This window comes from Saccharibacter sp. EH611, assembly GCF_009834765.1.
GTDB lineage: Bacteria > Pseudomonadota > Alphaproteobacteria > Acetobacterales > Acetobacteraceae > Saccharibacter.
The window spans coordinates 42,949-67,545 of sequence record NZ_WVHP01000001.1; the positions used below are offsets into that span (position 1 = coordinate 42,949).

Annotated in this window: 24 protein-coding genes; 15 read left to right on the forward strand and 9 right to left on the reverse strand. The window is 52.8% G+C overall.

The genetic code is table 11. The annotated features are described in order from the left end of the window. Nucleotides 1-3 precede the first annotated feature (3 nt). From GS535_RS00245 to nadC, 4 genes are all read left to right on the forward strand, one after another. Nucleotides 4-879: an NrtR DNA-binding winged helix domain-containing protein gene (locus GS535_RS00245; protein ID WP_237442141.1), complete on the forward strand. Its 876-nt coding sequence runs from the start codon at nucleotides 4-6 to the stop codon at nucleotides 877-879. 95 nt (nucleotides 880-974) lie between these two features. After that, on the forward strand, nucleotides 975-1,964 hold the full coding sequence (gene nadA / locus GS535_RS00250) for a quinolinate synthase NadA (protein ID WP_160791672.1): 990 nt from the start codon (nucleotides 975-977) through the stop codon (nucleotides 1,962-1,964). 49 nt (nucleotides 1,965-2,013) lie between these two features. Further along, a complete protein-coding gene (locus GS535_RS00255; protein ID WP_160791671.1) occupies nucleotides 2,014-3,483 on the forward strand; it encodes an L-aspartate oxidase in 1,470 nt (489 codons plus the stop codon). Between the two features lie 11 nt (nucleotides 3,484-3,494). Further along, complete coding sequence (nadC, locus tag GS535_RS00260) at nucleotides 3,495-4,355, forward strand: carboxylating nicotinate-nucleotide diphosphorylase (protein WP_160791670.1); 861 nt, start codon at nucleotides 3,495-3,497, stop codon at nucleotides 4,353-4,355. 3 nt (nucleotides 4,356-4,358) lie between these two features. Here nadC and gloB read toward each other — a convergent pair whose 3' ends face one another. Further along, the gene (gene gloB, locus GS535_RS00265; protein ID WP_160791669.1) at nucleotides 4,359-5,069 is read right to left on the reverse strand and encodes a hydroxyacylglutathione hydrolase; all 711 of its coding nucleotides are present in this window, start codon (nucleotides 5,067-5,069) and stop codon (nucleotides 4,359-4,361) included. 349 nt (nucleotides 5,070-5,418) lie between these two features. Here gloB and GS535_RS11080 point away from each other — a divergent pair, with 349 nt between their 5' ends. From GS535_RS11080 to GS535_RS00275, 3 genes are all read left to right on the forward strand, one after another. Further along, nucleotides 5,419-5,556, forward strand: a complete 138-nt coding sequence (locus GS535_RS11080) for a hypothetical protein (protein ID WP_160791668.1) — start codon at nucleotides 5,419-5,421, stop codon at nucleotides 5,554-5,556. Nucleotides 5,557-5,741: 185 nt separating this feature from the next. Next, the gene (locus GS535_RS00270; protein WP_160791667.1) at nucleotides 5,742-6,419 is read left to right on the forward strand and encodes a phosphatidylserine decarboxylase; all 678 of its coding nucleotides are present in this window, start codon (nucleotides 5,742-5,744) and stop codon (nucleotides 6,417-6,419) included. 10 nt (nucleotides 6,420-6,429) lie between these two features. Beyond that, a complete protein-coding gene (locus GS535_RS00275) occupies nucleotides 6,430-7,305 on the forward strand; it encodes a phosphatidylcholine/phosphatidylserine synthase (RefSeq protein ID WP_160791666.1) in 876 nt (291 codons plus the stop codon). On the opposite strand, the gene GS535_RS00280 is transcribed toward GS535_RS00275, so the two are convergent. From GS535_RS00280 to GS535_RS00315, 8 genes are all read right to left on the reverse strand, one after another. Then, entirely contained in the window at nucleotides 7,266-7,742 is a 477-nt protein-coding gene (locus GS535_RS00280; protein ID WP_160791665.1) for an NADH-quinone oxidoreductase subunit B family protein, read from the reverse strand. The genes GS535_RS00275 and GS535_RS00280 overlap by 40 nt on opposite strands. 16 nt (nucleotides 7,743-7,758) lie before the next feature. Beyond that, nucleotides 7,759-9,201 carry an NADH-quinone oxidoreductase subunit C gene (locus GS535_RS00285; protein WP_160791664.1) on the reverse strand — a complete coding sequence of 481 codons (1,443 nt, stop codon included), beginning with the start codon at nucleotides 9,199-9,201 and terminating at the stop codon, nucleotides 7,759-7,761. Continuing rightward, complete coding sequence (locus tag GS535_RS00290; RefSeq protein ID WP_160791663.1) at nucleotides 9,198-10,385, reverse strand: hypothetical protein; 1,188 nt, start codon at nucleotides 10,383-10,385, stop codon at nucleotides 9,198-9,200. The genes GS535_RS00285 and GS535_RS00290 overlap by 4 nt, the downstream gene beginning before the upstream one ends. Nucleotides 10,386-10,387: 2 nt before the next feature. Continuing rightward, nucleotides 10,388-10,921 (reverse strand): hypothetical protein, encoded by a 534-nt coding sequence (locus GS535_RS00295; protein WP_160791662.1) that lies wholly within the window; start codon nucleotides 10,919-10,921, stop codon nucleotides 10,388-10,390. Beyond that, on the reverse strand, nucleotides 10,918-11,571 hold the full coding sequence (locus tag GS535_RS00300) for a hypothetical protein (RefSeq protein WP_160791661.1): 654 nt from the start codon (nucleotides 11,569-11,571) through the stop codon (nucleotides 10,918-10,920). Before GS535_RS00300 ends, GS535_RS00295 begins: the two co-directional genes overlap by 4 nt. Nucleotides 11,572-11,783: 212 nt before the next feature. Further along, entirely contained in the window at nucleotides 11,784-13,106 is a 1,323-nt protein-coding gene (locus GS535_RS00305) for a hypothetical protein (protein WP_160791660.1), read from the reverse strand. 7 nt (nucleotides 13,107-13,113) lie between these two features. Then, the gene (locus GS535_RS00310) at nucleotides 13,114-13,557 is read right to left on the reverse strand and encodes a DNA polymerase III subunit chi (RefSeq protein WP_160791735.1); all 444 of its coding nucleotides are present in this window, start codon (nucleotides 13,555-13,557) and stop codon (nucleotides 13,114-13,116) included. A 92-nt stretch (nucleotides 13,558-13,649) separates the two neighbouring features. Next, a complete protein-coding gene (locus GS535_RS00315; RefSeq protein ID WP_160791659.1) occupies nucleotides 13,650-15,161 on the reverse strand; it encodes a leucyl aminopeptidase in 1,512 nt (503 codons plus the stop codon). Nucleotides 15,162-15,308: 147 nt separating this feature from the next. Between GS535_RS00315 and GS535_RS00320 the strand changes: the two genes are divergently transcribed. The 8 genes from GS535_RS00320 to rsmA all read left to right on the forward strand — a co-directional run bounded on the left by GS535_RS00320 (nucleotide 15,309) and on the right by rsmA (nucleotide 24,580). Further along, complete coding sequence (locus tag GS535_RS00320) at nucleotides 15,309-16,130, forward strand: 3'(2'),5'-bisphosphate nucleotidase CysQ (RefSeq protein WP_160791658.1); 822 nt, start codon at nucleotides 15,309-15,311, stop codon at nucleotides 16,128-16,130. Beyond that, complete coding sequence (locus tag GS535_RS00325; RefSeq protein WP_160791657.1) at nucleotides 16,127-17,176, forward strand: L-threonylcarbamoyladenylate synthase; 1,050 nt, start codon at nucleotides 16,127-16,129, stop codon at nucleotides 17,174-17,176. The genes GS535_RS00320 and GS535_RS00325 overlap by 4 nt, the downstream gene beginning before the upstream one ends. Beyond that, entirely contained in the window at nucleotides 17,169-17,639 is a 471-nt protein-coding gene (locus tag GS535_RS00330; RefSeq protein WP_160791656.1) for a hypothetical protein, read from the forward strand. Before GS535_RS00325 ends, GS535_RS00330 begins: the two co-directional genes overlap by 8 nt. Before the next feature lie 86 nt (nucleotides 17,640-17,725). Further along, nucleotides 17,726-18,880 carry an LPS export ABC transporter permease LptF gene (lptF, locus tag GS535_RS00335; RefSeq protein ID WP_160791655.1) on the forward strand — a complete coding sequence of 385 codons (1,155 nt, stop codon included), beginning with the start codon at nucleotides 17,726-17,728 and terminating at the stop codon, nucleotides 18,878-18,880. A gap of 44 nt (nucleotides 18,881-18,924) precedes the next feature. Beyond that, nucleotides 18,925-20,046, forward strand: coding sequence for an LPS export ABC transporter permease LptG (lptG, locus tag GS535_RS00340; protein WP_160791734.1), 1,122 nt, complete (start codon nucleotides 18,925-18,927; stop codon nucleotides 20,044-20,046). Beyond that, nucleotides 20,046-22,382: an LPS-assembly protein LptD gene (locus tag GS535_RS00345; protein WP_160791733.1), complete on the forward strand. Its 2,337-nt coding sequence runs from the start codon at nucleotides 20,046-20,048 to the stop codon at nucleotides 22,380-22,382. The genes lptG and GS535_RS00345 overlap by 1 nt, the downstream gene beginning before the upstream one ends. Before the next feature lie 3 nt (nucleotides 22,383-22,385). Continuing rightward, nucleotides 22,386-23,744: a peptidylprolyl isomerase gene (locus GS535_RS00350; protein ID WP_160791654.1), complete on the forward strand. Its 1,359-nt coding sequence runs from the start codon at nucleotides 22,386-22,388 to the stop codon at nucleotides 23,742-23,744. Further along, nucleotides 23,741-24,580, forward strand: coding sequence for a 16S rRNA (adenine(1518)-N(6)/adenine(1519)-N(6))-dimethyltransferase RsmA (rsmA, locus tag GS535_RS00355; RefSeq protein ID WP_160791653.1), 840 nt, complete (start codon nucleotides 23,741-23,743; stop codon nucleotides 24,578-24,580). The genes GS535_RS00350 and rsmA overlap by 4 nt, the downstream gene beginning before the upstream one ends. Nucleotides 24,581-24,597 lie beyond the last annotated feature (17 nt).

A 24,597-nucleotide genomic window follows, 5' to 3' on the forward strand; every position in this document is an offset into this window, starting at 1 on the left:
ACCATGCCAGACAACCCTCTCTGCACGATTGATCTCGTCACTATTCTCATCACGATGGGCGAAGAAGCTCCCACCCTTCTGACTCTTAACCAAGGTCAGGAACTCCCCTCTGGCCCATTGACGAACCGGCATTCGCTGCAAAAAGGGCTTCATCGTTGGGCCGAGCAACATACAGGCTGCAGCATCGGCCATATGGAACAGCTTTATACCTTTGCTGACCAGCCATTACCCAATACACAGCACCAGCTTATCCGTATTTCTTATCTTGCTTTAGCAAGGATCACCAATCCCGATGGGTTCTCTCTGCAGTCACTCTACACCTATTTCCCATGGGAAGATCGACGCACCCCAGCCACCAATAGCCAATTTAAAGAACTACGCACTCATATTACGTCTTGGGCAAGACACGACCCAGAACGCCTAACGCGCACAATCCCAGCTTTTGGGCTTAATGGCCTCCCTTGGGATGATGAAAAAGTCCTCGATCGTTACGAACTGCTATGGGAAGCAGGACTCGTCGCTAAATCCCTACCAACGTCTACACATACGAGCGACCCTTCTCATACGCCATTTGATAACCGGCGCATTCTTGCCACAGCCCTGTCGCGGCTCCGAGCCAAGATCCGTTATACACCGATTGTTTTTGAACTCCTGCCTCATGCATTTACGCTTTTGCAGCTCCAAAAGGCGATGGAAAACCTCTCTGGTCGGCCTATGCACAAGCCCAATTTCCGTCGCCTTGTCCTCCACCAAAAACTCGTTGAAGAAACCGGTGAACGCGATGCGAGTGCACCCGGACGCCCTGCCAAGCTCTATCGTTTTCGTCCAGAAGCAGCGACCTCTTGTTACCTCAGCGGAGCCATGCTTCCCTTAGATTAACGCGCTTTTAATCCCTCTTTCTCTAGAAACCCTTTCCTTATGCGCTCTTTTATGCTCATACTGAGTATAAGAACATTCATAAGGATTTCTCTACTATGGTGCAGGCCACCGTCGCTCTTCCGTCACGTGATGATCTCTATCGTCCGGTTTCTTCCCTCATGGCGCGGGAAGATTGGGAGCAGCTTTTTGCTGATGACATTGAAGCCATCCTTGCGCTCAAGCAAAGGCATGACGCTGTTATTTTGGCCCATAACTACCAAACGCCAGAGATCTTCCATGGTGTCGCCGATATTCGTGGCGATAGCCTCGCCCTAGCGCGTGAAGCGCAAAACATCAAACAACAAGTCGTTGTGATGGCTGGGGTGCATTTCATGGCTGAAACCGTGAAAATGCTGAACCCAGAAAAAACCGTCCTCATCCCCGATGAGATGGCTGGCTGCTCCCTTGCTGAAGGCATTACCGCAGAAAATGTTCGCACGCTAAGAGCGCGCCATCCCGGTGTTCCTGTTGTGACCTATGTCAATAGTTCTGCTGCTGTAAAAGCCGAAACGGACGTGTGTTGCACCTCAGGGAACGCCCGCCGCGTTGTCGAAAGCCTTGGTGTGCCCGAGGTCATTATGATCCCCGATGAATATCTCGCTCGTAATATTGAAAATGAGACGGGCATTAAAATGCACACATGGTCGGCACGCTGCGAAGTGCATGAGCGCTTCACCCCTCCGGAGATCCGTCAATATCGGCGCATGCATAAAGACGGCCTCCACGTCATTGCCCATCCCGAATGCGCGCCCGATGTCGTTGCCGAAGCCGATCATGCGGGCTCCACGGCGAGTATGATTAGCTATATTGAAAACAATCATCCTGATAAGGTGTTGCTCATTACCGAATGCTCTATGAGCGATAACCTCTCGACGATGTTCCCGGACACACGCTTTGTGCGCCCATGTAATCTATGCCCTCATATGAAGCGCATTACGTTGAAGAACATTCGTCAGTCGCTCGAAACCATGAGCACAGAAGTCACCATCGCTGCTGAGCATCAAGAGCCTGCTCGTCGTTCCGTCGAACGGATGCTCGCCCTCTAACCACCCTCTCCAGAGGCTCCCCTCTGGAGAACATTGAGGCAGACCTCCTATGACAGATCCGCTCCTTTCTTCTTACACAGGCTGGCCCGTCATTATTGGTTCCGGCTTAGCGGGACTGTCTGTGGCGCTCCATCTCAAACAACCGTGCGTGCTGCTCTCTCCCCATCCCAACGGTGAGGGCTCCTCCACCCAGCTCGCCCAAGGCGGAATGGCTGCGGCCATCGGCCCTGATGATACGCCTGAGGATCATGCACGCGATACACTCCGCGCAGGTGCCGGTCTTTGTGATGAAGCCGTTGTACGCGCCATCACGCAAGCCGGCCCCTCTGCTGTTGAGACGCTCCTTCGCTGGGGCGTGCCGCTTGCTCGTGATGAATCGGGCTCTCTCGCCCTTCATCTCGAAGGGGCTCATAGCCGACCGCGCGTTGTTTATGCAGGGGGCGACCAGAGCGGTGCTTATATTGCCTCTTCACTGCGGGAAAAAGTACGCGCAACATCGCGCATCCATGTGCTAACAGGCCAGTCCCTCGAAGGACTCCATCATGAAGATGGGTTACTGCGTGGGGTGTGGGTTTCCGGCGGATTCATCCCTACACAATGCTGCATTCTCGCCACTGGGAGCTGTGGCGGGCTCTATCGCCACACCACTATTCCGCTGAGCAATAAAGGGATGGGCATCGCCCATGCTGCCTTGGCCGGAGCACGTTTGGGGGATATGGAATTTACGCAATTCCATCCAACCTCCCTAGCGGCTGGCCCAACACAAACACGCCGCCCTCTCATTAGTGAGGCCGTGCGTGGCGCTGGTGGCCCTCTCGTCTTAGAAAATGGCGAACGCTTTACCGAAGAGCTCGCCCCACGTGATGTCGTGAGTCGTGCCATTGCTGCCCAGCTGAAGGACGGGCATCAGGTCTATCTTGATGGGCGTCATTTCAAAGACCGCCCCTTTAGCGCCCGCTTCCCCGCTATTACCAAAGCCTGCCATGCAGCGGGGTTAGACCCAGACACGCAGCGCCTTCCCGTTAAACCGGCCATGCATTACCATATGGGCGGTATCGCTGTTGACCATCATGGTCGCAGTTCCCTCCCAGGATTATGGGCGAATGGTGAAGTGGCCTGCACAGGACTACACGGCGCGAACCGTTTAGCGAGCAACTCTCTCCTAGAGGCGCTCGTCTGCGGGAAATGGATTGCCGAAGATATTGACGCGCACAGCACGCCTTTCATCCCACTCAGGGCTCCAACGCCGCGCGTTCCTTTCTTGTCTCCTACATGGACACTAAACGATCTGATGGAGGAGCAGGCTGGGATTTTGCGCCATGAGGACGGATTACGCGCGCTGTTAGAAAAAGCACTCCCGCTAGCGCGCCATTATGGCCCGGCTCTGACCGCTTCTTTTATCGCTTGGGCTGCCCTTCATCGCAAAGAAAGCCGTGGCAGTCATTGGCGTGAAGACGCTCCAACAAGCCGCTCTCCCCAGCGCCAAAGCTGGACACTTGTCGATCTCCCTTCTGCCTGAAAGCTTCACTCATGACCGCTGCTCTTTTCCTCCCCGATCTTCTTTGGGAACCCCTCATCACCACCGCTTTGCGTGAAGACTTTGGAACAGGTGGAGATGTCACCACCCAAGCACTCCTTGGTCATCAAAAAACACTTCGCGCTGTCTTCCGAGCCCGCCACCATGGTGTCCTTGCAGGACTACCCGGTGCCCGCCTCGCCTTTCATGCGCTTGACGGAGCTACGCACTTTACACCCCTTATGGCAGAAGGATCGACCATTAAACCCGGTGATGCTCTTGCCACAGTTGAAGGCTCTGCCGCTGCTATTTTGGGAGGTGAGCGTGTCGCTCTTAATCTGCTCTCCCATCTGAGTGGGATTGCCAGCACAACAGCAGCCATTGTTCATGCGGTGGAAGGCACAGGCGTTGATGTCTGCTGCACACGCAAAACCCTTCCCGGTTTACGCGCCGTGCAAAAATACGCCGTGCGTGCTGGCGGGGGGAGTAACCATCGTCATCGGCTGGATGACGCGATTATGCTCAAAGACAATCACATTGCCCTGCTTGGTGGTACCATCAAGGAAGCCCTAAAAGCTGCTCGCGAGCGGGCGGGACATTTGATGAAGATCGAGCTGGAAGTGGATGCCCTTGAGCAGCTTGAAGAGGCTTTGTCATGCGGTGGAGCTGATGCCTATCTTCTGGATAACATGGAACCCGACCAGCTCCGCCGTGCTGTTTCCATGATCAATGGTCGTGCCATTGCCGAAGCATCAGGAGGCATCACCCCTGATACAGCGCGCTCTAAGGCTGAAACTGGGGTTGATGTCCTCTCCCTCGGCTGGCTGACCCATAGCGTCACCGCTCTTGATATCGGCCTTGATATCGACGCCTGATTGTTACGCTTGATCTTTCAGGTGGCGCCAATGAGCGAGTTCCTCAACCGTGCGCGCCTGAAGGAAAGGGTTTGTTTCTCGCTCCACTTTTAACGCGACAGGTAACGTAGGCTTTCCTTGTTCCCGAAGGGCTTTTACCTCCCGATAGCGCTGCTGAAAAGCGTCGTTAGGCTGCGCTGTATGAGCCGCAATAAAAGCTAGGTTCGCCTCTGTATATTCGTGTCCTGCACAAACCAATGTGTTATCCGGTAAGGGATCATAAAGACGTAAGCTCGCGAACATCTCCGCCGCTGTACCGTCAAATAAACGCCCACATCCCCCACTAAAGAGCACATCACCTGTGAATAAAGCCGGCACATCGGGCTGTACGTAGGACACATGGCCTTCTGCATGACCTGGTGTGGAAAGCACATCAATCTTGACCCCAGCAAATGTCAGCTGCTCTCCCCCTTTTACCGCCGTATCGACAGAAGCTGCGACATTATCTGGGCCGTAAATCATCGCGCCATAAGCCTGCTTCAGCGCATCAGCCCCCGCTGTGTGATCACTATGGTAATGGGTGAGAAGAATAGCATCTAACCGTCGATCTCCTAGCGCCTTACGCACAGGCTCTGATTGGCCAGGGTCGACAACAATAGTTCCTCCAGCTTCCGAGTGGAGAAGCCACGCATAATTGTCTTTCAAAACAGGAACAGCTTGAATCTCAATATCCATATATAGTGTCCTTTCTTTCATCATATCCATGCAGACCCATGCTCACGTCACCGTTTTCCCACGATAATCGCGGTTCATCCTTTGTGCACAACATGCATGACGATCAAAATATTGGAGTTCTATTTACGCACAGAAAAGAGCATCATTATGAATTACGATGCCCCTGCTCGGCTATGACTGACTTCTTGCCGAATGGTTAGACAGACGACGCATACCAAAGCCATCATCAATATCACGTAAAGAGTGACCTTAAAGACCGCATGAGTAATGACGACTCACTATGCCACTACCACTTAGATTGATCAAATTCTGATGGCTGGTAGAGGTACCATACAGGAGTGACCTACGGTTGCCCTTCACTCGCCAGATCCTCAAAATCGTTCAAAGCAGCATTCAAACATTGAGACATATCACTGACCTGCTACAGCAACACCGCGCTACGCGCTTTATCGCTGATACGATCGAAACGGAAAAACAGCCAGCATGAGATCATTGTTTATCACTCGCTTAAAATGTTAGTCTTTGAAAGGGCCGTAGAAAAGGTCATTGCGTGACATATACGTCCCGGTTCATCTCCTTTCTGCCCTATATAGATGAAGAAAGCCTCACAGAGCGCCTTCAGAATACGTCAAGTCCTTGACCCACCGCACCGGTATCGTAAGAGTAAGCATTATGTCACTGATCCAGTCTTTTAAACTCGTCCTATCCCCCCCTCATCGCGCAGCCACTCCTTTCCTAGGAGGAGGTATGCTTGTGGGGCTTTTAGGGCGTGCAACCCCTTGGCGCTTTACCCGCGCACTGGGTACAGCCGGCCTCGCCTTTACCGGGTTTTGCCTGTATTTCTTCCGTAATCCTAAGCGCTTTCCTCCTGAAGAAGGAAAGCTCGTGCTTGCCAGTGCGGACGGCCGTATCACCTCTGTCACACGCGTCGCTCCTCCTCCAGCACTAGAAATGGGCGATGAGCCTGTTTGGCGCGTGTCCACCTTCCTTTCCGTACTGAATGTGCATGTCAACCGAATCCCCGTTGATGGCACGATTACCAAGCGTGCCTATCATTCTGGGCGCTTCCTGAACGCCAGCCTCGACAAAGCCTCAGAACATAATGAGCGTAATGAGCTCTGCGTAACCATGGCCGATGGCCGGCAAATTGCTGTTGTGCAAATTGCTGGGCTAATTGCACGGCGCATTCTCTGCGATGTCTCTGAGGGGGATACACTCAAAGCAGGTGATCTCTTCGGCTTGATCCGCTTTGGCTCCCGCACAGATATTTATCTTCCCCCCGGTGTGACCCCTAAAGTTCGGGTTGGGCAGACCATGATTGGGGGCGAAACGGTTATTGCGGAACTGTGAAAGCATCAGCATGACAGAGAGCTCTTCTCCTAAATCCATCCTAAAACGCCGGCGCAGACGTCGGCGTGTACGGGGCCTGTCTTTTAATCGACTTGTCCCTAATATCCTCACCATGATTGGTCTGTGCGCCGGTTTAAGCAGCATCAAGTTTGCTCTTCTTGGACATTTTTCTCACGCAGCGATTGCGTTGCTCGTGGCAGCCTGCATGGACGGGCTGGATGGGCGTATTGCACGCCTTTTACATGGGACATCCCGTTTCGGTGCAGAATTTGACAGTCTGTCAGACTTCGTCTGCTTCGGTGTCGCGCCCCCTTTCGTGTTGATGATGTGGGCGTTGCATCCAACAAGCCGCTTCGCCTTCGTGCCGTTTATTATGTTTACCGTCTGTATGGCGTTGCGCTTAGCTCGCTTTAACGCAACGCTTGATGACGATAACGCCCCCGAATATGCTGCGAACTTCTTCAGCGGAGTGCCCGCTCCAGCCGGTGCTCTCTTAGCGCTTTTCCCCGTCTTTCTCGGGCTAGAAGCGGAGCGTAATGGCCTGCCTGAGATTGCACAATTCTCTCATACGCCGTGGCTTTCTGCAGCCTGTCTCGTCGGTACCGCATTTTTGCTGGTGTCAACCGTGCCGATTTGGTCGTTCAAAAACTTTAAAGTGCCCACGCTGTATATTTTACCCCTCCTCCTCGGGACGGGACTTTACGCGGCTATTCTCGTTGCAGAACCTTGGGGCGCTCTAGCAGCCGCAGGGCTTATCTATCTTGGCATGCTGCCCTTCTCGCGTCGTTCCTATTGGCGTCTCCGTCGCGAGGCTGAAGCCTCCCGCGATGGAATGTTCTATGACGATCAAGAAAATCCTTCATCGGCTAACGCAACCAAAGCCTGAAAGATATCACGCGGAGATGGTGGACAGCCGGGAATGGTGCGATAAACCCGGCTGATCTTCTCAAGCCCACCAAGAGTGGCATAATCTGCCTGAAAAGGCCCGCCATCTAACGCACAAGCCCCCACAGCCACCATCGACTTCCCTGCTGGCATCGCCTGCCAAGCCTCAAAGAGGTCAGATGCACTGCTGCGTGTTACAGCTCCCGTTACCAGCAACCAGTCAGCTTCCTCTGGCCCCGACACAAGCTGAAAACCGCTTCCTTCAAGGGGGATCGTGCTGCCGTTCAATGCTGCAATCTCCATGGCACAGCCCTCACAACTGCCTGTCTCTAGCGCATAAAGCCGGATCATGCCCCCTCTCTTACGTGGGACAGGACGAGGGCGCCAACGCTGCGCATCCATAAAAGCAAAAAGCAATGTCGATGGGCCTGATGACATGCTTATACACTCCTTATCACAACGCCACACCGGCAGTAGAAATACCCAAAGACAGCAAGGCTGCGCCAATCTCCTCTGGTTTGTGCCCATTTAAAATATTACCAAGCACCGTCAGAAGGGGGAGCGCTGGGTCACGTATATGGATTTTCTCAATTGTCCCCTGTTGCAAGGTGACCCAATACCATACATCGCCTCGAGCGCTCTCCACCACACCGACCCCTTCATCGGTCACCGGATAAGCCTGCGCATCATCCTCAAGACCAATGCTGGCTAAAATACGCTCTATCAGGGTGATTGAATCTCCTATTTCAGCCAAACGTTGACGGTTACGTGCCAAAGCACAGCCTTCATGCTGTCCCGATGAACGAAGCGCATCAAGGCGCATGCCAATATCAAGCGCACGCCGATCAACATACCGCCCACTCGCACGCCCGGCGACCCCACCAATCCCATACGCCCAAGCCATCTCTGTTGGAATTACGGCAAGTCCTTCTAACCGTGAGGCATACACATGATGCAGCCCTATCAGACGAGGAAGAGAGGCTGACACAACATTGATCACAGCCTGTGCAAGAGGAACGATTTCAGAGATCGCACAACCTCCATCATCTGATGGCCGCACCATATCGGTTAAACGACGTGATGCTCCATGCTCTTCACACACTTGAGCAAGCGCTTCACGCATATGGTCACTGTATGTGGCTAAAAGCTCTGCTCCAGCAGCGCGCGCACTCTGAGCGAGATCAAACATATGCACGCTCATGCGCTCAATCTCTAGCAAGATTAGGCGCGTATCGCGTTCACGTGGTGTTGGGAGCTGCGCTTGGGCTTGCTCCACCGCACGCGTAAAAGCCAAAGAATGAGCAACAAAACCTGCTGCATTGATACGACTAATAACCTTCAGAGCTTCAGCAACTGTGCGTCCCTTAAGTTGGGAGAGTACACCACGATGCCCCGGTGCAATCTGCACATCAAGCTGCTCTACCCGTCCATTAACGACCTCGTACCGCACACCTAATAAGCCCGGCAGTGCCGTACGTGACGGCACCATACCCGGCCGGTAGTCAGGTGCTGTTCTCTCCCCCTGCACAGGGATCGGCTCACGCGCTAAAGGCCAGGTAAGCGGCCAGCATCCATCATCAAGCAAAGCGCGATCATCACACGCAGAAAGGGCCTCTACCCCCCAAAGATCGCGGGCTAAACGCTCATGCCATTGGGCTGCGGGGAAGCGGATTGACGGGGCATAATAACGGCGCTTTTCGACAGCCGTGCTCAATAAAATAGGGCTTTCATCATAGAGCAAAAGCAGCGTTGCTTCATCCTCATCAACCCATAACGCAATAAAAGTGACGGTTCTATCAACCATCTCCAGCAAAGCACGCCATAGGTCTGTTTTTATCCGATAATGGAACACACCAACACGTTCACTATGCTGTATTATAGCGTCTATGACGGTCATACGCGCCATCCTGGCACATTATTCCATCCAGATAAGCACACACCAACAAAAGCCAACATCATCAACGCGCCCACCAATAACCGTGTCTGTTGATCCTGCTCGACCCAAAAGCGCCAACCATGATGAGAAGGGCTAGCCAAACGAACATCGTGCATCCCCAACGCTAAACAGAGCAGCAATATGACCAATGCTCCTAAAGGCAAAACATGTCCTAAGTGGAGAAGTACGACCAAAATCACTGGTAGGATGGCACGTTCAGGCAACGTGTTGTCTTCTTTTGGAGCAAAGGAGGCCCTCACCCTCAAGACAGTCCCTAGTAAAGCGCCAGCCTGAAGAAGCAAGAGCGCTGTTTCTTGCCCTGTCGCAGCGGCTACCACACCCAGCCCCGTCAGGCATGGCAATAAGGGAAACACAGCCCCTCGTCCAACCATGGTAATAAATAGCGCAATAAGGCCAGAAAGCAGCATAAGATGACGAGCTAAAGGATACACGGCCAAATGCGCCATCACGGCAAGAGCGGCAAAACGCAGCCCAACATCAAGCATATCAAGCTCAGGTGCCGCTGTTGCCGCACTCCCCAGTCCTGCCATCATCGCAAGGCCGAGAACGGAGAGGACAATCCCCAAATTCTGCGCGGCTTCCGGTGTTACTTCGGAGGGAACACCATGCAGCAATACGGCTCCTAGCGCACTCAACACCACGCCACAAAGACGCAAACGCGCCATCATCCATGCAGGAAACGCCCGCCTTACAGCGCGCCCATCCCACCAGGCCAGCAGCACTGATCCCGCTCCAATAACAATGGTCACAGCCAGCATGGAACGCAAACAAAACCCCATCAGCACACAGCCAACAACCAGAAAAGGGAGACGCTCACCCTCACGCCCACCAAGGCGCCCTCTCCCTTCACCGTGAGGGTGAAGCTGCATGAATAATAAGGCCGGCACACAGGATTCTAAGGCAAGCGCAATACCCTCAGATAAGGCAAGACCATGCGAGCATCCCAGCAAACCAAGCGCACTGATGACCACACCTACATAGGCCATCTCTTGAGCACGCCCGGCCCGCTCCGACACCCACAGCACCCACGTAACCAAAAAAGGCCAACATAGTAACGTGAACAGCCCAGGAGAGGGGAAAATTCCCGATGGAATTACACTATGAGGCAGCGTTGTTGCCGGCATTGTTATTCCTCCACCTTTCGCCAAGCAAGACGTGGTAGAAGCGTAACCCCCAGCACAGTCATGACAGACCATAGCGCTATTCCTGTCACAAATAGCCCCCATGACCCCAGCAAACATGCCATCATCAATATCCCATCGGCTGCTTTTAAAAGGCCACAAAACTGCGCGAGCGGAGCCCCACACGCTGCCGAACATAAACCAGCAACAACCAACCCAACCCCTAATGTGAGAACAAGGCCGAGGTCAGCCCCCGATAAGGCAAGGACAAACTGCATAAGAAGCGTTGCCACCACAGGAAGAATCGCTTCAGCACTCCGCGCATGCGTGGATGTCCGTGCTGCGGAAAAACCACGCAATCCGATCCAGGCTCCACTATTAAACAGCAACAACGCTAGCACCACCAAAACGGCCATAATGCCACTGCCTGATGACGCCGCCGTCAGTGCGCACAACACACCATAAAGGGGAAGCCAGCGCCCATCACGCCCTAACGTGATCAATACAAGCACTAAGGCAAGTGCAAAGCCGACGGTCATGTCGCAAATCTTCCGGCTAACGCAATCAAAAAACCCAACCCTATTAACAGGGCCAATAAGCGCGGGTAACGTTCAACAGCACTCAGCTTCAACCCGACTATAAGTGCAAGCGTAATCGCTAATCGTGCCGCTAGGCCAACAATCCCAGCCCAACCTTGTCCACCAATCAACACCGGAAGGAGAAGATCCGCTACCAAGAGCAGCCACCCCATGTGATAAAGGCCCAACAGCATACGGTTTTGGTCACGCTGAGCACGTTTCTTAACAGGCGCATCATCACTAAAAAGACACGTTAGCTCTGCTTCTGTTGGTAAAGGGGCCGCCACAGCCAATGCCAACGCACAGCATATGCTCGTCCCAGCCAAACCAGACCCTGGTGTGAGCTGCAGCGCCGTATGCACACCAACCAATCCATCCGTGCCAGGAGCCGCAAGCACGAGCAAAATATCAGTGACACACAACACCAGCGCCGCCCCCAAATATCGTCCAGCGAGCACAACCGGCGTTAGGCAGGCGCTTCCCACCAAAAGGAAGCTGCCTATTAATAAGGGATCAGCCATAGGCGCGAAAAAATGCCCTTCATGCGTCCCTATAAAGGCATCCACGCCCGGGAGGCCCCAAAACACGACCACGATAAACGCAAAGGCCATGCCTTCCCTCGGCCAGAAACCCTCACGGAGCCCCCGCCATAACAACGCGCAAAAATGAGTATACGATATTCTAACGGATCGCACACTCCGCCCTGATAAATATAAAGGCAGCTCCTCAAGCACCCAAACACAGAGAGGTGTCAAAGCCATCAATAGCACCACCTGCGCACAGGCTGTACAGCCATTCTCAAAAAAGGCCCATACATCCTGTTTCATGAGGTCAGACCCAAAAGAGCGAGCACAGCGCCAAGAAAAACCAACCAAATCGTTAGGCTCATTTCCGACACCGGCATTTGAATCTGTCGAAAACGACGGCTCCCTTCACGCCCGTAATAACGCATGACAACGAGCTGACGACGCCATCTCCATGGCAGAGAAGGTGTCTCTCCACCCAGCCAGGCCAACCAACGTTGCCGATCTGAGGTTATGACCGGCAATCTCTCTGGAAACATCACAGGCCGTGTGAGAGACCACGGGCGTACAAACACACCCCAGAAAAACAACACAAGCCCCCAAAGTGCTGGGAAAGCAAGAACGGCACCGTCCCCTCCTTGAAACGACCATATCGTCGCGAAAGAAAAAGTGCTCAAGCCACCATGATGAACCAGCAACCCACCGGCTATCATCACGCAAGACGGCATCAAAGCCGCAATTATCAGAAAAGACGGTGTCACCGCTGTAGCACGCATTGTTGGGATAAAGCGCATCAATTCCAAGGCAGCAAGAAGCGCCAAGATAACCGCCACGGTAAGACCTAATAACGTCCAGCCTCCAGCTCCTGTTACTAAACCAAGCGTTGCATGTATGCCGAGCCAAGTGACCATAAACCCCGGCAACGGCGGCACAGATAAGACTAAAAGCCGCCATGACGGCTGGATAACCCTCACAACAGACAAGGTGAGGTCAAGCAATAAGGCACAAGCAGCCGCCTGAGCACTCGCTGTAAGCCCTTCTTTTTGAGCGGCCATCATGACCCCCAGCAAAAAAAGCGGGCGCAACACAAGGACAAGCCCTGAAAGCACTGTCCATTTCCGCAAATACCCCCATGCGCTCAATGCAAAAATGACACTACCGGCACCAAGCGTCCAAAGCCCCGGCTGAAAAGGGGAAATATGCGCACTTAATCCGACAGTTAAAAGCGCACCAAGACATTGCTGTTCATGGGCAATATCGCGTTTTTGACCAGGCCAGAACAACACAGGAAGGAGCAAAAAAGCCCCCCATAATGATGGATAAACACCATACAGCACTAAGGCTGGTATCCCCCAGAAAGGGAGAAACACATTCCCTGTTCGCCCCCCTAATACAACCATTAAAACAGCGAGGAGCAGGACGGTTAGATCCGTATTACGCACAATCAATGTGATAAAGGCGATGCCTAAAGCACAAGCACGCTCTAACGCCGGGCCATCCAGAGGTACGCGCCTTTTTGGCCGTAAGCCATGCCAAAGAGTGTACAGAACTGCACGGTCACCCAGGAACAGGCACAATACAAGACCCGCGAGAAACACTGTCAGTGAATCGTTATAGAACACCGCTACACTATCCTGCTTGTCGCCAACCTTGTGGTTCCTGTTTCCAATAGGTCAGCTCACACCCCGCCGCTTTAGCCGCTTTCCAGCGCTGCCGAGCTTGAACGACAGCCTCATGATCGCGTCCATCAAAAAGATCAAACACGCGTACGATAGAGCCAAATGCCCCCTCGCCAGCACCATCAATACGAAAGAGAAACCGCGCACCGTTTGGGCATTCATCTTTTTCTGAAAGCCAAATAGGCTGCCGCGCTGCGTACCCCATCTTCGCTGTACCATGAGGAAGCCAGAGCAAGGTGCGTTGCTCCCACAAAGCTTTATCCAGCTCTGTCACGCGGGCCGCCGTTGGGCAACGCACCACCGCCCTCTCACCTGCCTCGAGCGTGCGTCCAAGCAAACGCGGTAACGCTTCCTCTAAGCTTGTGCGGGTCAGATGATAAAACCCAACCTGCACAGCCTTCTCCTCCGGCTCCTCCTTTGAGGACGCCTTAGGCTGATCGCTGGACGCCTCTTCTGTCATGATGTCTCTCAGCTCTTACCGTGCTGTTAGTTTTGCGCCTCATGATCTTGCACAAAACGATCAAGCAATTGGACACCAAAGCCCGTTGCCCCTTTACCTGCCAGTGCTGATTCTTTGTCCAGCCACGCCGTGCCTGCAATATCAAGATGCGCCCAGCGTGTCTTACCAACAAAGCGTTTAAGGAACTCTGCAGCTAAAATGGAGCTTCCCGGACGCCCACCGATATTTTTCATATCAGCAACGTCAGAATCAATCGCACGGTTATAAGCCTCGCCCATTGGCATCCGCCAGAGCTTCTCGCCCGTTTCACGGCCTGCCTGCACCAAGGCCTCAGCTAAACCGTCATCATTACTAAACAAGCCTGCATGTTCTGCCCCAAGAGCGACAACAATCGCTCCCGTTAGGGTGGCTAAGTTAACCATCAGCGCAGGCTTGTAGGTCTGTGCCGTATAAGACAGCAGGTCAGCTAAAACGAGACGACCTTCAGCATCTGTGTTCAAGACTTCAATCGTTTGACCGCTATGGCTTTTCACGATGTCACCAGGACGCTGTGCCGTGCCAGACGGCATGTTTTCAACCAACCCGACAACACCAATGGCATTGACCTCAGCTTTACGACGAGCCAGCGCACTCAACAGCCCTACAACCGTTGCAGCACCGCCCATATCGCCTTTCATCTCATCCATGCCTGCAGCCGGCTTGATGGAAATACCGCCTGAATCAAATGTCACGCCCTTCCCGATAAAGGCGAGCGGCGCGTCTTCAGCAGAAGGCGCCCCATTATGACGCAAGATCACAGTGTAAGGAGGGAACTCACTCCCCTGAGCGACACCCAAAAGCGCACCAAACCCCAGCTTTTCCATCTGCGCACGGTCAAGAACCTCAACATCCAAGCCTAGTTCTTTGAGCGCTTCGATGCGGTTTTTAAAGCTTTCAGGATACAGAACATTAGAAGGCTCTGTAACGAGATCGCGTGTTAAGAACACGCCATCAGCCACCGCTTGCAAAGCCGTCCAGCGTGACAAAGCCGCTTCAGCTGCTTCCTCGGTTGAAAGAACAAGGCTTAAACGCTGTGTCTTTACAGGCTTAAATGGTTCTGACTGATATTTCGTAAAGCGATAGCTTGTCAGACGCGCCCCCAAAGCCACTTCAGCCGCGTAGCTCGCCAAGCAATCAGGCACGACAATAATTCCCTGCTCGGAAGCATAGCCGCTTTTCTCAAGCGCACGGAACGCTCGACCACCAGCTTCTTCCATCACAAGAGCTTCTGACTTTGGGTCTGCTCCATCTTCAGGAGCGCAGCCAATAATCTGCACTTGCGCAAGGCTATCAGATGGTGCGCCTAGACAAAGAGTTTGTCCCTCTTTCCCCTGAAAGTCACGCACGCGAACGGCTCGGGTCAACGCCCCGCCCGTATCCTGATCCAAACGCTGGAACATGGGAGACGTCGTCCCTTTCAGGCCATGGCATAAAACTGCCACAGAAAGAGGGGCTGATTGATCAGAATGTGAGAAAACATCAAATGAAAGCTGGAGCATGAACTATCCGGGACAAAAATAAAAATCCTCGGACACACCCAACAGGTTAAGATGACCTCCCGTGTGCCCACCCCTCTTATCGGCAGAGGAACACGAACAAACAAGAGGGCAAGTGACGAATGTTTGATAATCCGTTAGGTTAAAGCCATGAGTGTTTCTTCTGATACCCCTCGCGACCGCCGCGCCCTGCTTTCTTTGGCTTTAGAGGTCATCTCTGAAGCGGCTGATATTGTTAACACTATTCGGGAGCGTGGCTTCCGCACGATGATCAAGGCCGATTCATCACCTGTGACAGAAGCAGACCAAGCCTCAGAAGCACATATTCTCTCGCGACTCCGGGAAGCATACCCCGATATTGCCGCTATTGCTGAAGAAGAGCACGCAGCCGGAATCCATATCCACCCCGGGTCTTATTATTGGTTGATTGACCCTCTCGATGGCACAAAAGGCTTTGCCGCCGGGGGAGATGATTTCGCGATTAATATCGGTCTCGTTCATAACGACCAGCCCGTTCTTGGCGCTGTCGCCCTTCCCGCCTTTGCCCAATTCTATAGCGGTGGCAAGGGATTAGGAGCTTTCCGCCACGACGCTCAGGGCACACACACCATTAAAACCGTCACCCCGAGTGACGAAGGGCTACGCGTTCTTGCCTCATCTCATCATGGGTCTGAAGCATTGTTACAAAAATGGCTTGCAGGACGCCCCATCCACTCCATTACCCGAATGGGATCGGCCGCTAAGCTCGTGCGTGTAGCCGAAGGGGCCGCTGATTTTTACCCGCGCTTTGGCCCTACTATGGAGTGGGACACAGCCGCCCCGCAGGCTATTTTGGAAGAAGCAGGCGGGCATCTTTACGACGAGCACGGCCATATTTTGCGCTACGGTAAAAAGGGATGGAAGAACCCTCCCTTCTATTGCACTGGCTTTTGTGACCACCCTTCCTCAACATCGACGGATTGCCCCTCATGACAGCACACCGCCGCTCTCCTTCCCTCACTGAACGGCTTGATGTCAGCTATGATGGGATTCATCGTGCCGCTGACCTCATTAAACGTGGCGGTGTTGTCGCCTTTGGCACAGAAACGGTCTATGGGCTGGGGGCCCTTTCTACGTCTCGTCATGCCGTAGCGCGCGTTTTTGCGGTCAAAGGACGCCCCTCCTTCAACCCGCTGATCAATCATTTTTCCTCTAAAGAACGCGCTTTTGAAGAAGCAGTCTTGGATGGGCCTTTAGGCACTCTTGCTCAGCAATTAGCCGATCATTTCTGGCCGGGGCCGCTCACGTTAGTGTTGCCTCGTCATCCGAAAAGCCGCATTTGCGACACGGCTTCTGCTGCTTTACCAAGTGTTGCCCTCCGTGTGCCACGCGGTCGCGCTGTTCAGCAACTTCTCGCGCTGATTGACGCCCCCGTCGCGGCTCCCTCTGCCAATCGTTCAGGACGAATCAGCCCCTCCACAGCCGCGCATGTGGTAGAAGGGCTGGATGGCCTTATCGACGCTGTGCTGAACACAGGCTCCTGCGCTGTTGGCGTTGAAAGCACTGTGCTCGATCTGACAGGAGACAAACCGGTCATTCTCCGACACGGTGGTGTCACACAAGACGCGTTGGAAGAGATATGTGGCCCTCTTTCTTCGCCAGCACCCCAACCATCATCTTCATCACGTCCAACCGCACCGGGGCAGCTTTCCTCCCATTATGCGCCCTCTCTTCCCGTTCGCTTAGATGTCACCTCTCCTCGACCAGAAGAAGCCTATCTCTGCTTGGGTAATGCTGACCAGCATGTCGATTCGCAACAGCTCATATGGAATCTCAGCCCGTCTGGAGATCTCGCTGAGGCTGCAGCACGTCTTTTTTCAGGATTGCATTTTCTAGACCATGAAGGCACGCGCCGTGGTCTCAAAGCCATTGCTGCTTCCCCCATCCCCGCTCAAGGTATAGGCCTTGCCTTGAGGGATCGCTTGCAGCGCGCCGCGGCTCCACGCTCGGTTACAGAGGAGAACGCCTCCGATGGATGACACGCACCTCACAGAAGACCAAAAAGACATTCGCTTGCTGGCCGATATTTTGGCCTTGGTTCTTGATGAGGAACAGGGACAGGCCAACGCCGCCTTAGAAACGCTCCGTCAACGTGCCCGTAAGCGAAAAATCAGTGGTGGCACCTTAAAGAATCTCTTCAGAAGCCTCGCTGAACATGAACAAAGCGCCCAAGCCGTTTTAGCGCGCAGCACAACCACAACAGTTCCCGATAGCTTAGCTGACCGACATCGCCGCTTACAAAGTGAGTATGCACTGCTACAAGAAGAGAACGCACAGCTCAGCCAATATGCCAGTTTTCATACTGCCCAAGCCCCACTGCGTCGCGCAGCCATTGTGATTGCTTTAGTAGCAGGTCTGCTAGGAGGCATTGCCGGCACGCAACTCGTCCATACCCTCACCGCCCCACCACGGATTGATCCTGCACTTTGTCTGCACACATAAAGCACAATCCGCACGGGGACGGACTATCTAAAAAGCGATTACCTAGCCCTCGCCTGCTTGATCATCTCTTATCAAGGTAACGATCTGTGCGTGCTCTCCGCTTCTTTAAATACCAGCAGCTCCTTTTCGAGCGTTATATGCTTCGACAGCTGATCTTCGCTCTCATCGCACTCACAGGTGGAGCTGTCGCTTTGATATGGCTCACGCAATCTCTCCATTTCGTCTCCATGGTCGTTCAGCATGGCCTTTCTTTGGGAGCTTTTCTCCACCTCACCTCGCTGATGCTCCCCACCCTTATTGGTGTCATTCTGCCGATCAGTACCTTTTTGGTTATTCTCTTCGTCTATCATAAGCTTTCAGGAGACCGTGAACTTACTGTTATGCGAGCCGCCGGGCTTTCTCCCCTTCAATTGACCCGCCCTGGGCTTCTGTGCGCACTGATGGCGACAGCACTCGCCTATGTGCTCAGCTTGTGGCTATCTCCTGCGTCCTATCACGCGTTTCATCGTTATGAATTTCAAATTCGCAATCGAGCAGCTGCTTTTTTGCTAGAAGAAGGCGTCTTTACACCGGTTTCAAGTACTATGACGATTTATGTAAAAAGTCATGAAACTGATAATTTCTTTAAAGGCGTCCTCATCCAAGATAATCGCACCCCCAGCAAACCGACGACGATCCTAGCTGAAGAAGCCTTTATGATCCCTCATGGAGACGCGCTTAATCTCGTACTGCATAATGGCTCTCGTCAGGGAATCGACCCCCAAACAGGACAGCTCGGCATGCTCGACTTCACGCATGATACGATTGAACTAAGCTCTTCCCATCCGGGGGTGGAAGGCGATCAAGATGCCGCCGAGCTCTCTCTTCATGCTCTCTTCTTCCCCCCTTCTTACGTTCCCCTCCGCTATCGCGCCAAGCTCGCCGTGGAAGGATGGGCACGTCTGACGACGCCTCTCTCAACACTTTCCTACGCTATCATTGGACTAGTCTGTGCTCTTCGTGGGGGGTTTTCACGGTATGGTTCCATTATACGGCCTCTTATGGCCATTTTTTGTGTTGTCGGGCTCTTACTACTTTCGTTGATGCTCAAAGGAATGGCGTCCCGTCAACTCACCTTCGTTCCACTACTTTGGGTCGAAATTATCGTACCGATCCTCATATGCTGCGGTCTTCTACTGCACGAACACTTCAAAGGTCTGTCTTTTTTAAAGCGCCCTGTTAAAGGGAAACACTCCTCATGAGGCCATTTTTTAGGGCATTTTCACAGGCCAGACAGTCACTTGTCATGCATCATGCCTATTTTCCAAAAACATTAGCCCGTTATTTAGGACGAAAATTTACCCTCACCTCTCTAGCAACCACAGCCGCCCTAACCGGGCTAATTTCACTTTTTGATTTTATTGACGTTTTAAGACGTGCCTCATCTCACCCCGACGTTAGCCTTTGGGTCGTGCTGCTGATCTCAGCCCTTCATGCCCCTTATTACCTTATTTATGTGCTACCATTCGGTGTTCTTTTAGGTGGCATGACCTGTTTTTCGCGCTTATCACGCTCATCAGAGCTCATCGTGATGAGAGCCGCAGGGCTATCGGCGTGGCAATTTTTAAGTAGCCCAGTTTTTTGTGCCATTATGCTGGGTGTTATTGTTTCAACAGGACTATCGCCCCTCTCATCTATTATGTTTCGGCACGCCAGTCAGCTTGACAATAAGCTGCTCCGTGGGGAACCAAGCTCAACTTTTTTTCAGAAAAATGGTCTTTGGCTTCGTCAACATGACACAACGACTACACCCAATGGAGAAGCAGTCCTTCATGTAAGCCGTGGACATTTAAGGGTGGATTCTCTTCAAGTAGAGCATATTAGCCTCTTTCGCCTTGATGAGCATTTCCACCTTATTGATCGTATAGAAGCATCTTCAGGAGAATTAAAAGATCATAACTGGCAGTTTTATAACGCTTTTCGCCTCCTCCCGGCCCATACCCCTCAAGCCTTAGACCATCTCTCTCTTCCCTCTGAACTCACGGTTGATCGCATCCGTACCAGCACAACTCCACCCGATACATTGTCTCTTTGGGCCCTTCCATGCTTTATTAAGCTCTTGTCACGTTCGGGTTTTTCCACCATTCAGTACCGTCTTCATTTCCAAGCGCTGTTGGCTTTGCCCCTTTTAGCAGGAACAATGGCGCTTGTATCTGCGGGCTTTTCTATGCGATCCACACGACGTGGTGGCGTTGCGCGTATGCTTGGTGCTGGCATTACAACCGGTTTTGCCTTATTTACGGTGTCGAAAATCGCAGAACAGCTCGGAAAGTCAGGAGCCCTTCCGCCGCTCCTCGCTTCGTGGGCCCCAGCAGGAGCGGGCCTGTGTCTAGCCGCAGCGTTGCTGTTGCACATGGAGGATGGTTAATGCCTTTGCTCAGAGACTTTCCATTCGCTTTTGGGAAGCGCACGCCTGTTCTAGGTCTTGCTCTAGCAAGCTCAGCTCTTGCTGCCTTATCGTTAAGCACGGCGCCGTTAGCTTATGCTGGGAATGCACATTCGAGCAACAACGGCCCGCTCATGACGCCCGGTCGTGTCTCCCCGCAGGATCCGCTGACCTATCTTGCTGATCATGAAAGCTACGATAAAACGGGTTTAATCCTTTGGAAAGGGAATGTTCGTGTCTGGCAAGGCGGACAGGCCCTTCGCGCCGACGAAATCACCTATGATCGCGCAGCAGGAATTATGCGGGCGCGCGGCCATGTCTCGCTCGTTCAACCCGATGGCAGCACGACATACGCAGATCATGTTGAACTGTCTCACGGTATGAAAGATGGCATCGGCACCGCCATCTATATGAGAATGGAGCAAAACGCTAAACTCGCTGCAACCGGCATGCGCCGCAGCAATGGTGTTGTCAACGACTTCTCAAATGCCGTTTATACAGCATGCAAAACCTGTGCCCAAAACCCAGATGCTCTGCCCTTTTGGCAATTTCAAGCCTATGGTGCCACGCAAGATCGAGCAAATCAGAATATTGAATTCAATCATGCTTGGTTGAAGGTTTTAGGGCTTCCTGTCTTTTACTTCCCCTATTTCGCCGTCACAGACCCAACAGCAAAGCGCCATAGCGGGCTGCTGACTTTCAACGTCAACCCTCATGATCGCTATCTGGGAACGTATTTTACCCTTCCTTATTATTGGGTGATTGACGACCAGCAAGATCTAACGTTCGTTCCCCTTATTGCAAGCCATACAGGCCCACAGCTTTCAGCTCAATATCGCCATCGCTTCAATTTCGGGAAGCTAAAAATCACGGCAGGTATTGCAGACGATACGCGCCGCAATACGCCATTTTATAATGCCTTTGGAGAGCGCTCCACCGGAGGGAAAGAACACGGCGCTCAAGGCTATATTTTTGGCAACGGTGATTTCAATCTTGACCGGCATTGGCGCGCTGGCTTTAACGTCAATATCGCAAGTTCAGCGAACTATATGCGTGATTACCGCCTCAACGGATATGGGTCAGACACCCTTCCTACCAATGCTTATTTAGAAGGCTTTGGTGTTGGCTCCCATATCATGTTGGATGCTCAAGGCTATCAAGGGCTTAATCGCGGGATTATTAACAATAAAGAGCTTCCCTACGCTCTCCCACGCTTTAGCTATGATTTTACAAGTCAACCTGACATCCTCGGTGGTCGCCTCAGCGTCCATAGCACGGACTTCTATGTATACCGCCAACGTGGCGTAAACGACCAACGCGGTGAACTCGCCTTACAATGGGATCGTCCTTTCCAAAACCGGCTTGGTCAAAAATGGCTGCTGACCGCTCGGCTCGACTCTATGCTGTACCATTCGACACGCCTGAATGAGCAGCCAATTTACGGGAAAAAGGGCTCGCACGTCAGCGGGCAAGTCCAGCCAACAGTTTCTCTGAAAATGAACTGGCCTTTCCTGCGCACCTTCGCAAAAGGCCATGGCAGCCAGATCTTTGAACCAATTGTACAATTTATCGCTTCGCCTAATACGGGCGGTGCGGCCATGCGCTCCCTCCCCAACGAGGATAGTTTTACATACGAGTTCAGCGACACGACCCTCTTCGCTCTGAACCGCTATATGGGCACCGACCGACTCGATGGTGGGATCCGCGGCAATGTGGGAATTCACCAAAATTGGACATGGAACGGCCATTCCATTGACATGCTCGTCGGTGAAAGCTTCCAGCAACATATTACGCGCAACCGTCCGGCTTTTTCTGGTCTTGATCATCACCTTTCAGACCCTGTTGGACGTGTCACGTTTACGCCCAACCAATATCTCGATATTACCGCACGCGGACGTTATAACCCGTGGCGTAAGAAATTTGATTATGGTGAAGCACTGTTTAGCGCCGGTATTCCGCAATTTCGGATCACAGGCGGATATATTTACGGCCCTGTCACGCCGTATTATTATTCCTACGTCAATTATAACAAAGGCAGTAATGCTCTCCAGAACCCTTACAACCAAGAAACAAGCGAACTGAGCGGGGGTGTCTCAACTCGTTGGCGTCAGTATCATTTCTCAGCTTATGCACGACGCAGCCTCTCTCGTAAGCAATTTGTCGCAACAGGCGGCGATGTCGGTTATAGCAATGACTGCTTTGGGCTAGACGTTATCTACGTTCGACAATACACCTATATTGGTGGACAACGGCGCAATTCAACCGTGCTGCTCAACTTCACGTTCAAGACTATCGGTAATTTTGGGATCAACGGCTGACATATGTTCTCACCTTCGCGTATTGCTTTGCTTCCCCTCTCTGTCTGCGCCGCTGTTATGCTGGCCTTCCCCCACACAGGGCAGGCTGCTCCAGCTACTGATGCCCCCTCCACTCAACAAACCGAGGCCCCCTCAACGACGGAAGACCAAATTATTGCCGTCGTGAATGGGCAAGTCCTGACGCAGCGTGATGTTGAAGATCGCGCACGTCTTTTCGTGCTCTCAACGGGGCTGCCCATCAGTTCAGATGTTATGCAACGCATGCGTGGACAGATCATTCATCAGCTTATTGATGAACGCCTCAAAATGCAGGAAATGCTCAACCGGCATATCAATATTGAGCCCGAGCAGATTGCAAATGCTATTAGCAATATTGAAGCACGTAATGGCATGCCGCAAAATGCGTTGCGCAATCGCCTAAAATCCGATGGTGTCTCGCTCACGACCCTTATTGACCAAATTCGCGTTCAACTCGGATGGATGCAAGTCCTGCGTGAAGAACTTGGCGCGCGCAACCGCGTGACACCTGACCAAATCGCTCAACGAGAACGCGCCCTTCAGGCTGAAGCAGGCCGGCCTCAATATATGATCAGTGAAATTTTTGTTCCTGTTCCTGATCCACGACATGATGAAGTCGAGCTGACTTTTACAAAAACAATCATCAACCAGCTCCGTGAAGGGGCTCCTTTCCCGATTGTTGCCGCTCAATTCTCGCAAGACCAAGCCGCCTTAGACGGTGGGGCCCGTGGTTGGATGCAAGAGGATAGTATTGAGCCGCAAGTTCTCGACGTGATCCGCCAAATGCCCGAAGGCGCTATTTCTAACCCGATTAAAGTTCCTGGTGGCTTTATTATCGCTACCGTCCAAGGGCGTCGTGTGGTTGGCAAACAGCTCGGCACAATTATCGGGCTGCGACAGGCCTTTATTCCTTTCACCTCACAGCTTGACCCCAGCAATCCGACAGACCAACAAAAACTTGCCTTACAAAAGGCAACCAGTGCCTCTCAGTCTCTCCATAGCTGCGATGCTGTTGAAGCACTTAATCGCGCTATGGGAGATAAACGACCAAGCAACCCAGGCCTCCAAGTTATGGAACGCCTTGCACCGCAGATGCAGGCTGTCATTGGTAAGCTCCCGATCGGCCGTGCCTCTCACCCTCTTGTTGCAACAGATGGTATCGCTTTGCTTATGGTGTGTTCACGCGAACAACGTAACCTTGCCCAGCAAACACCGGGACAAATTGCTGACCAGCTGATGAATGAGCGTGTTGAGCAAGCAGCCCAGCAAATGCATCGTTCTCTTCAACGTCGTGCGGTTATCGAGATCCGCCCTGCAGCTCAAACGGTTCTACGCCACGAATGACACACACACTCCCCTCTCTGCGTGAGAGCATTCGCGCTCATGGGCTTGATGCACGCAAATCACTCGGACAGCACTTTCTTTTAGATCCATCTGTTTGCGCGCGTATTGCCAGCTTAGGCGGCTCTCTTGCAGGGCGTCATATTGTAGAAGTCGGCCCGGGCCCCGGTGGGCTGACCCGTGCCTTATTAGACAGCCAAGCAAGTAGTCTCCATGCCATTGAAGTTGATGAACGTGCGTGGCCTTTATTAGAGGAGCTACGAGAATATTATGGCCCTCGCCTTTCCATCGTTCCGCAAGATGCCCTTCGTATTGATGCAACTTCTTTAGGGCCTGCACCACGACAAATTATTGCGAACCTTCCCTATAATGTCGCAACTCCCCTCCTTGTGAGCTGGCTCCGGCAAGCTTCAGAGTGGGAGCGTCTTGTCTTGATGTTCCAAAAAGAAGTGGCAGAACGTGTCTGCGCTGCCCCTAATAGCTCGGCCTATGGACGACTTGCTGTTTTAGCTCAATGGTGCGCAGATTGTTCTATTGGTATGACTTTGCCACCGGGGGCTTTTTTCCCTCCCCCTAAAGTGCATTCCGCTGTCGCAGTGCTCGTCCCTCATGCCCAACAGCCATCACGCTCGCTTTTTAAGGCTATGGAACAAGTCACAGCGGCAGCCTTTGGTCAACGACGCAAAATGCTACGCACGGCTCTAAAGCCTATCGGGGGGCTTTCCTTACTTGAAGAAGCAGACATCCTCCCGACCCGACGTGCCGAAACCCTCTCCGTTTCAGAATTTGATCGTCTAGCCCGTTGCCATCTTACAAGGCAACAAAAAACCGGGGACTAACCCCCGGTTTTCATGCT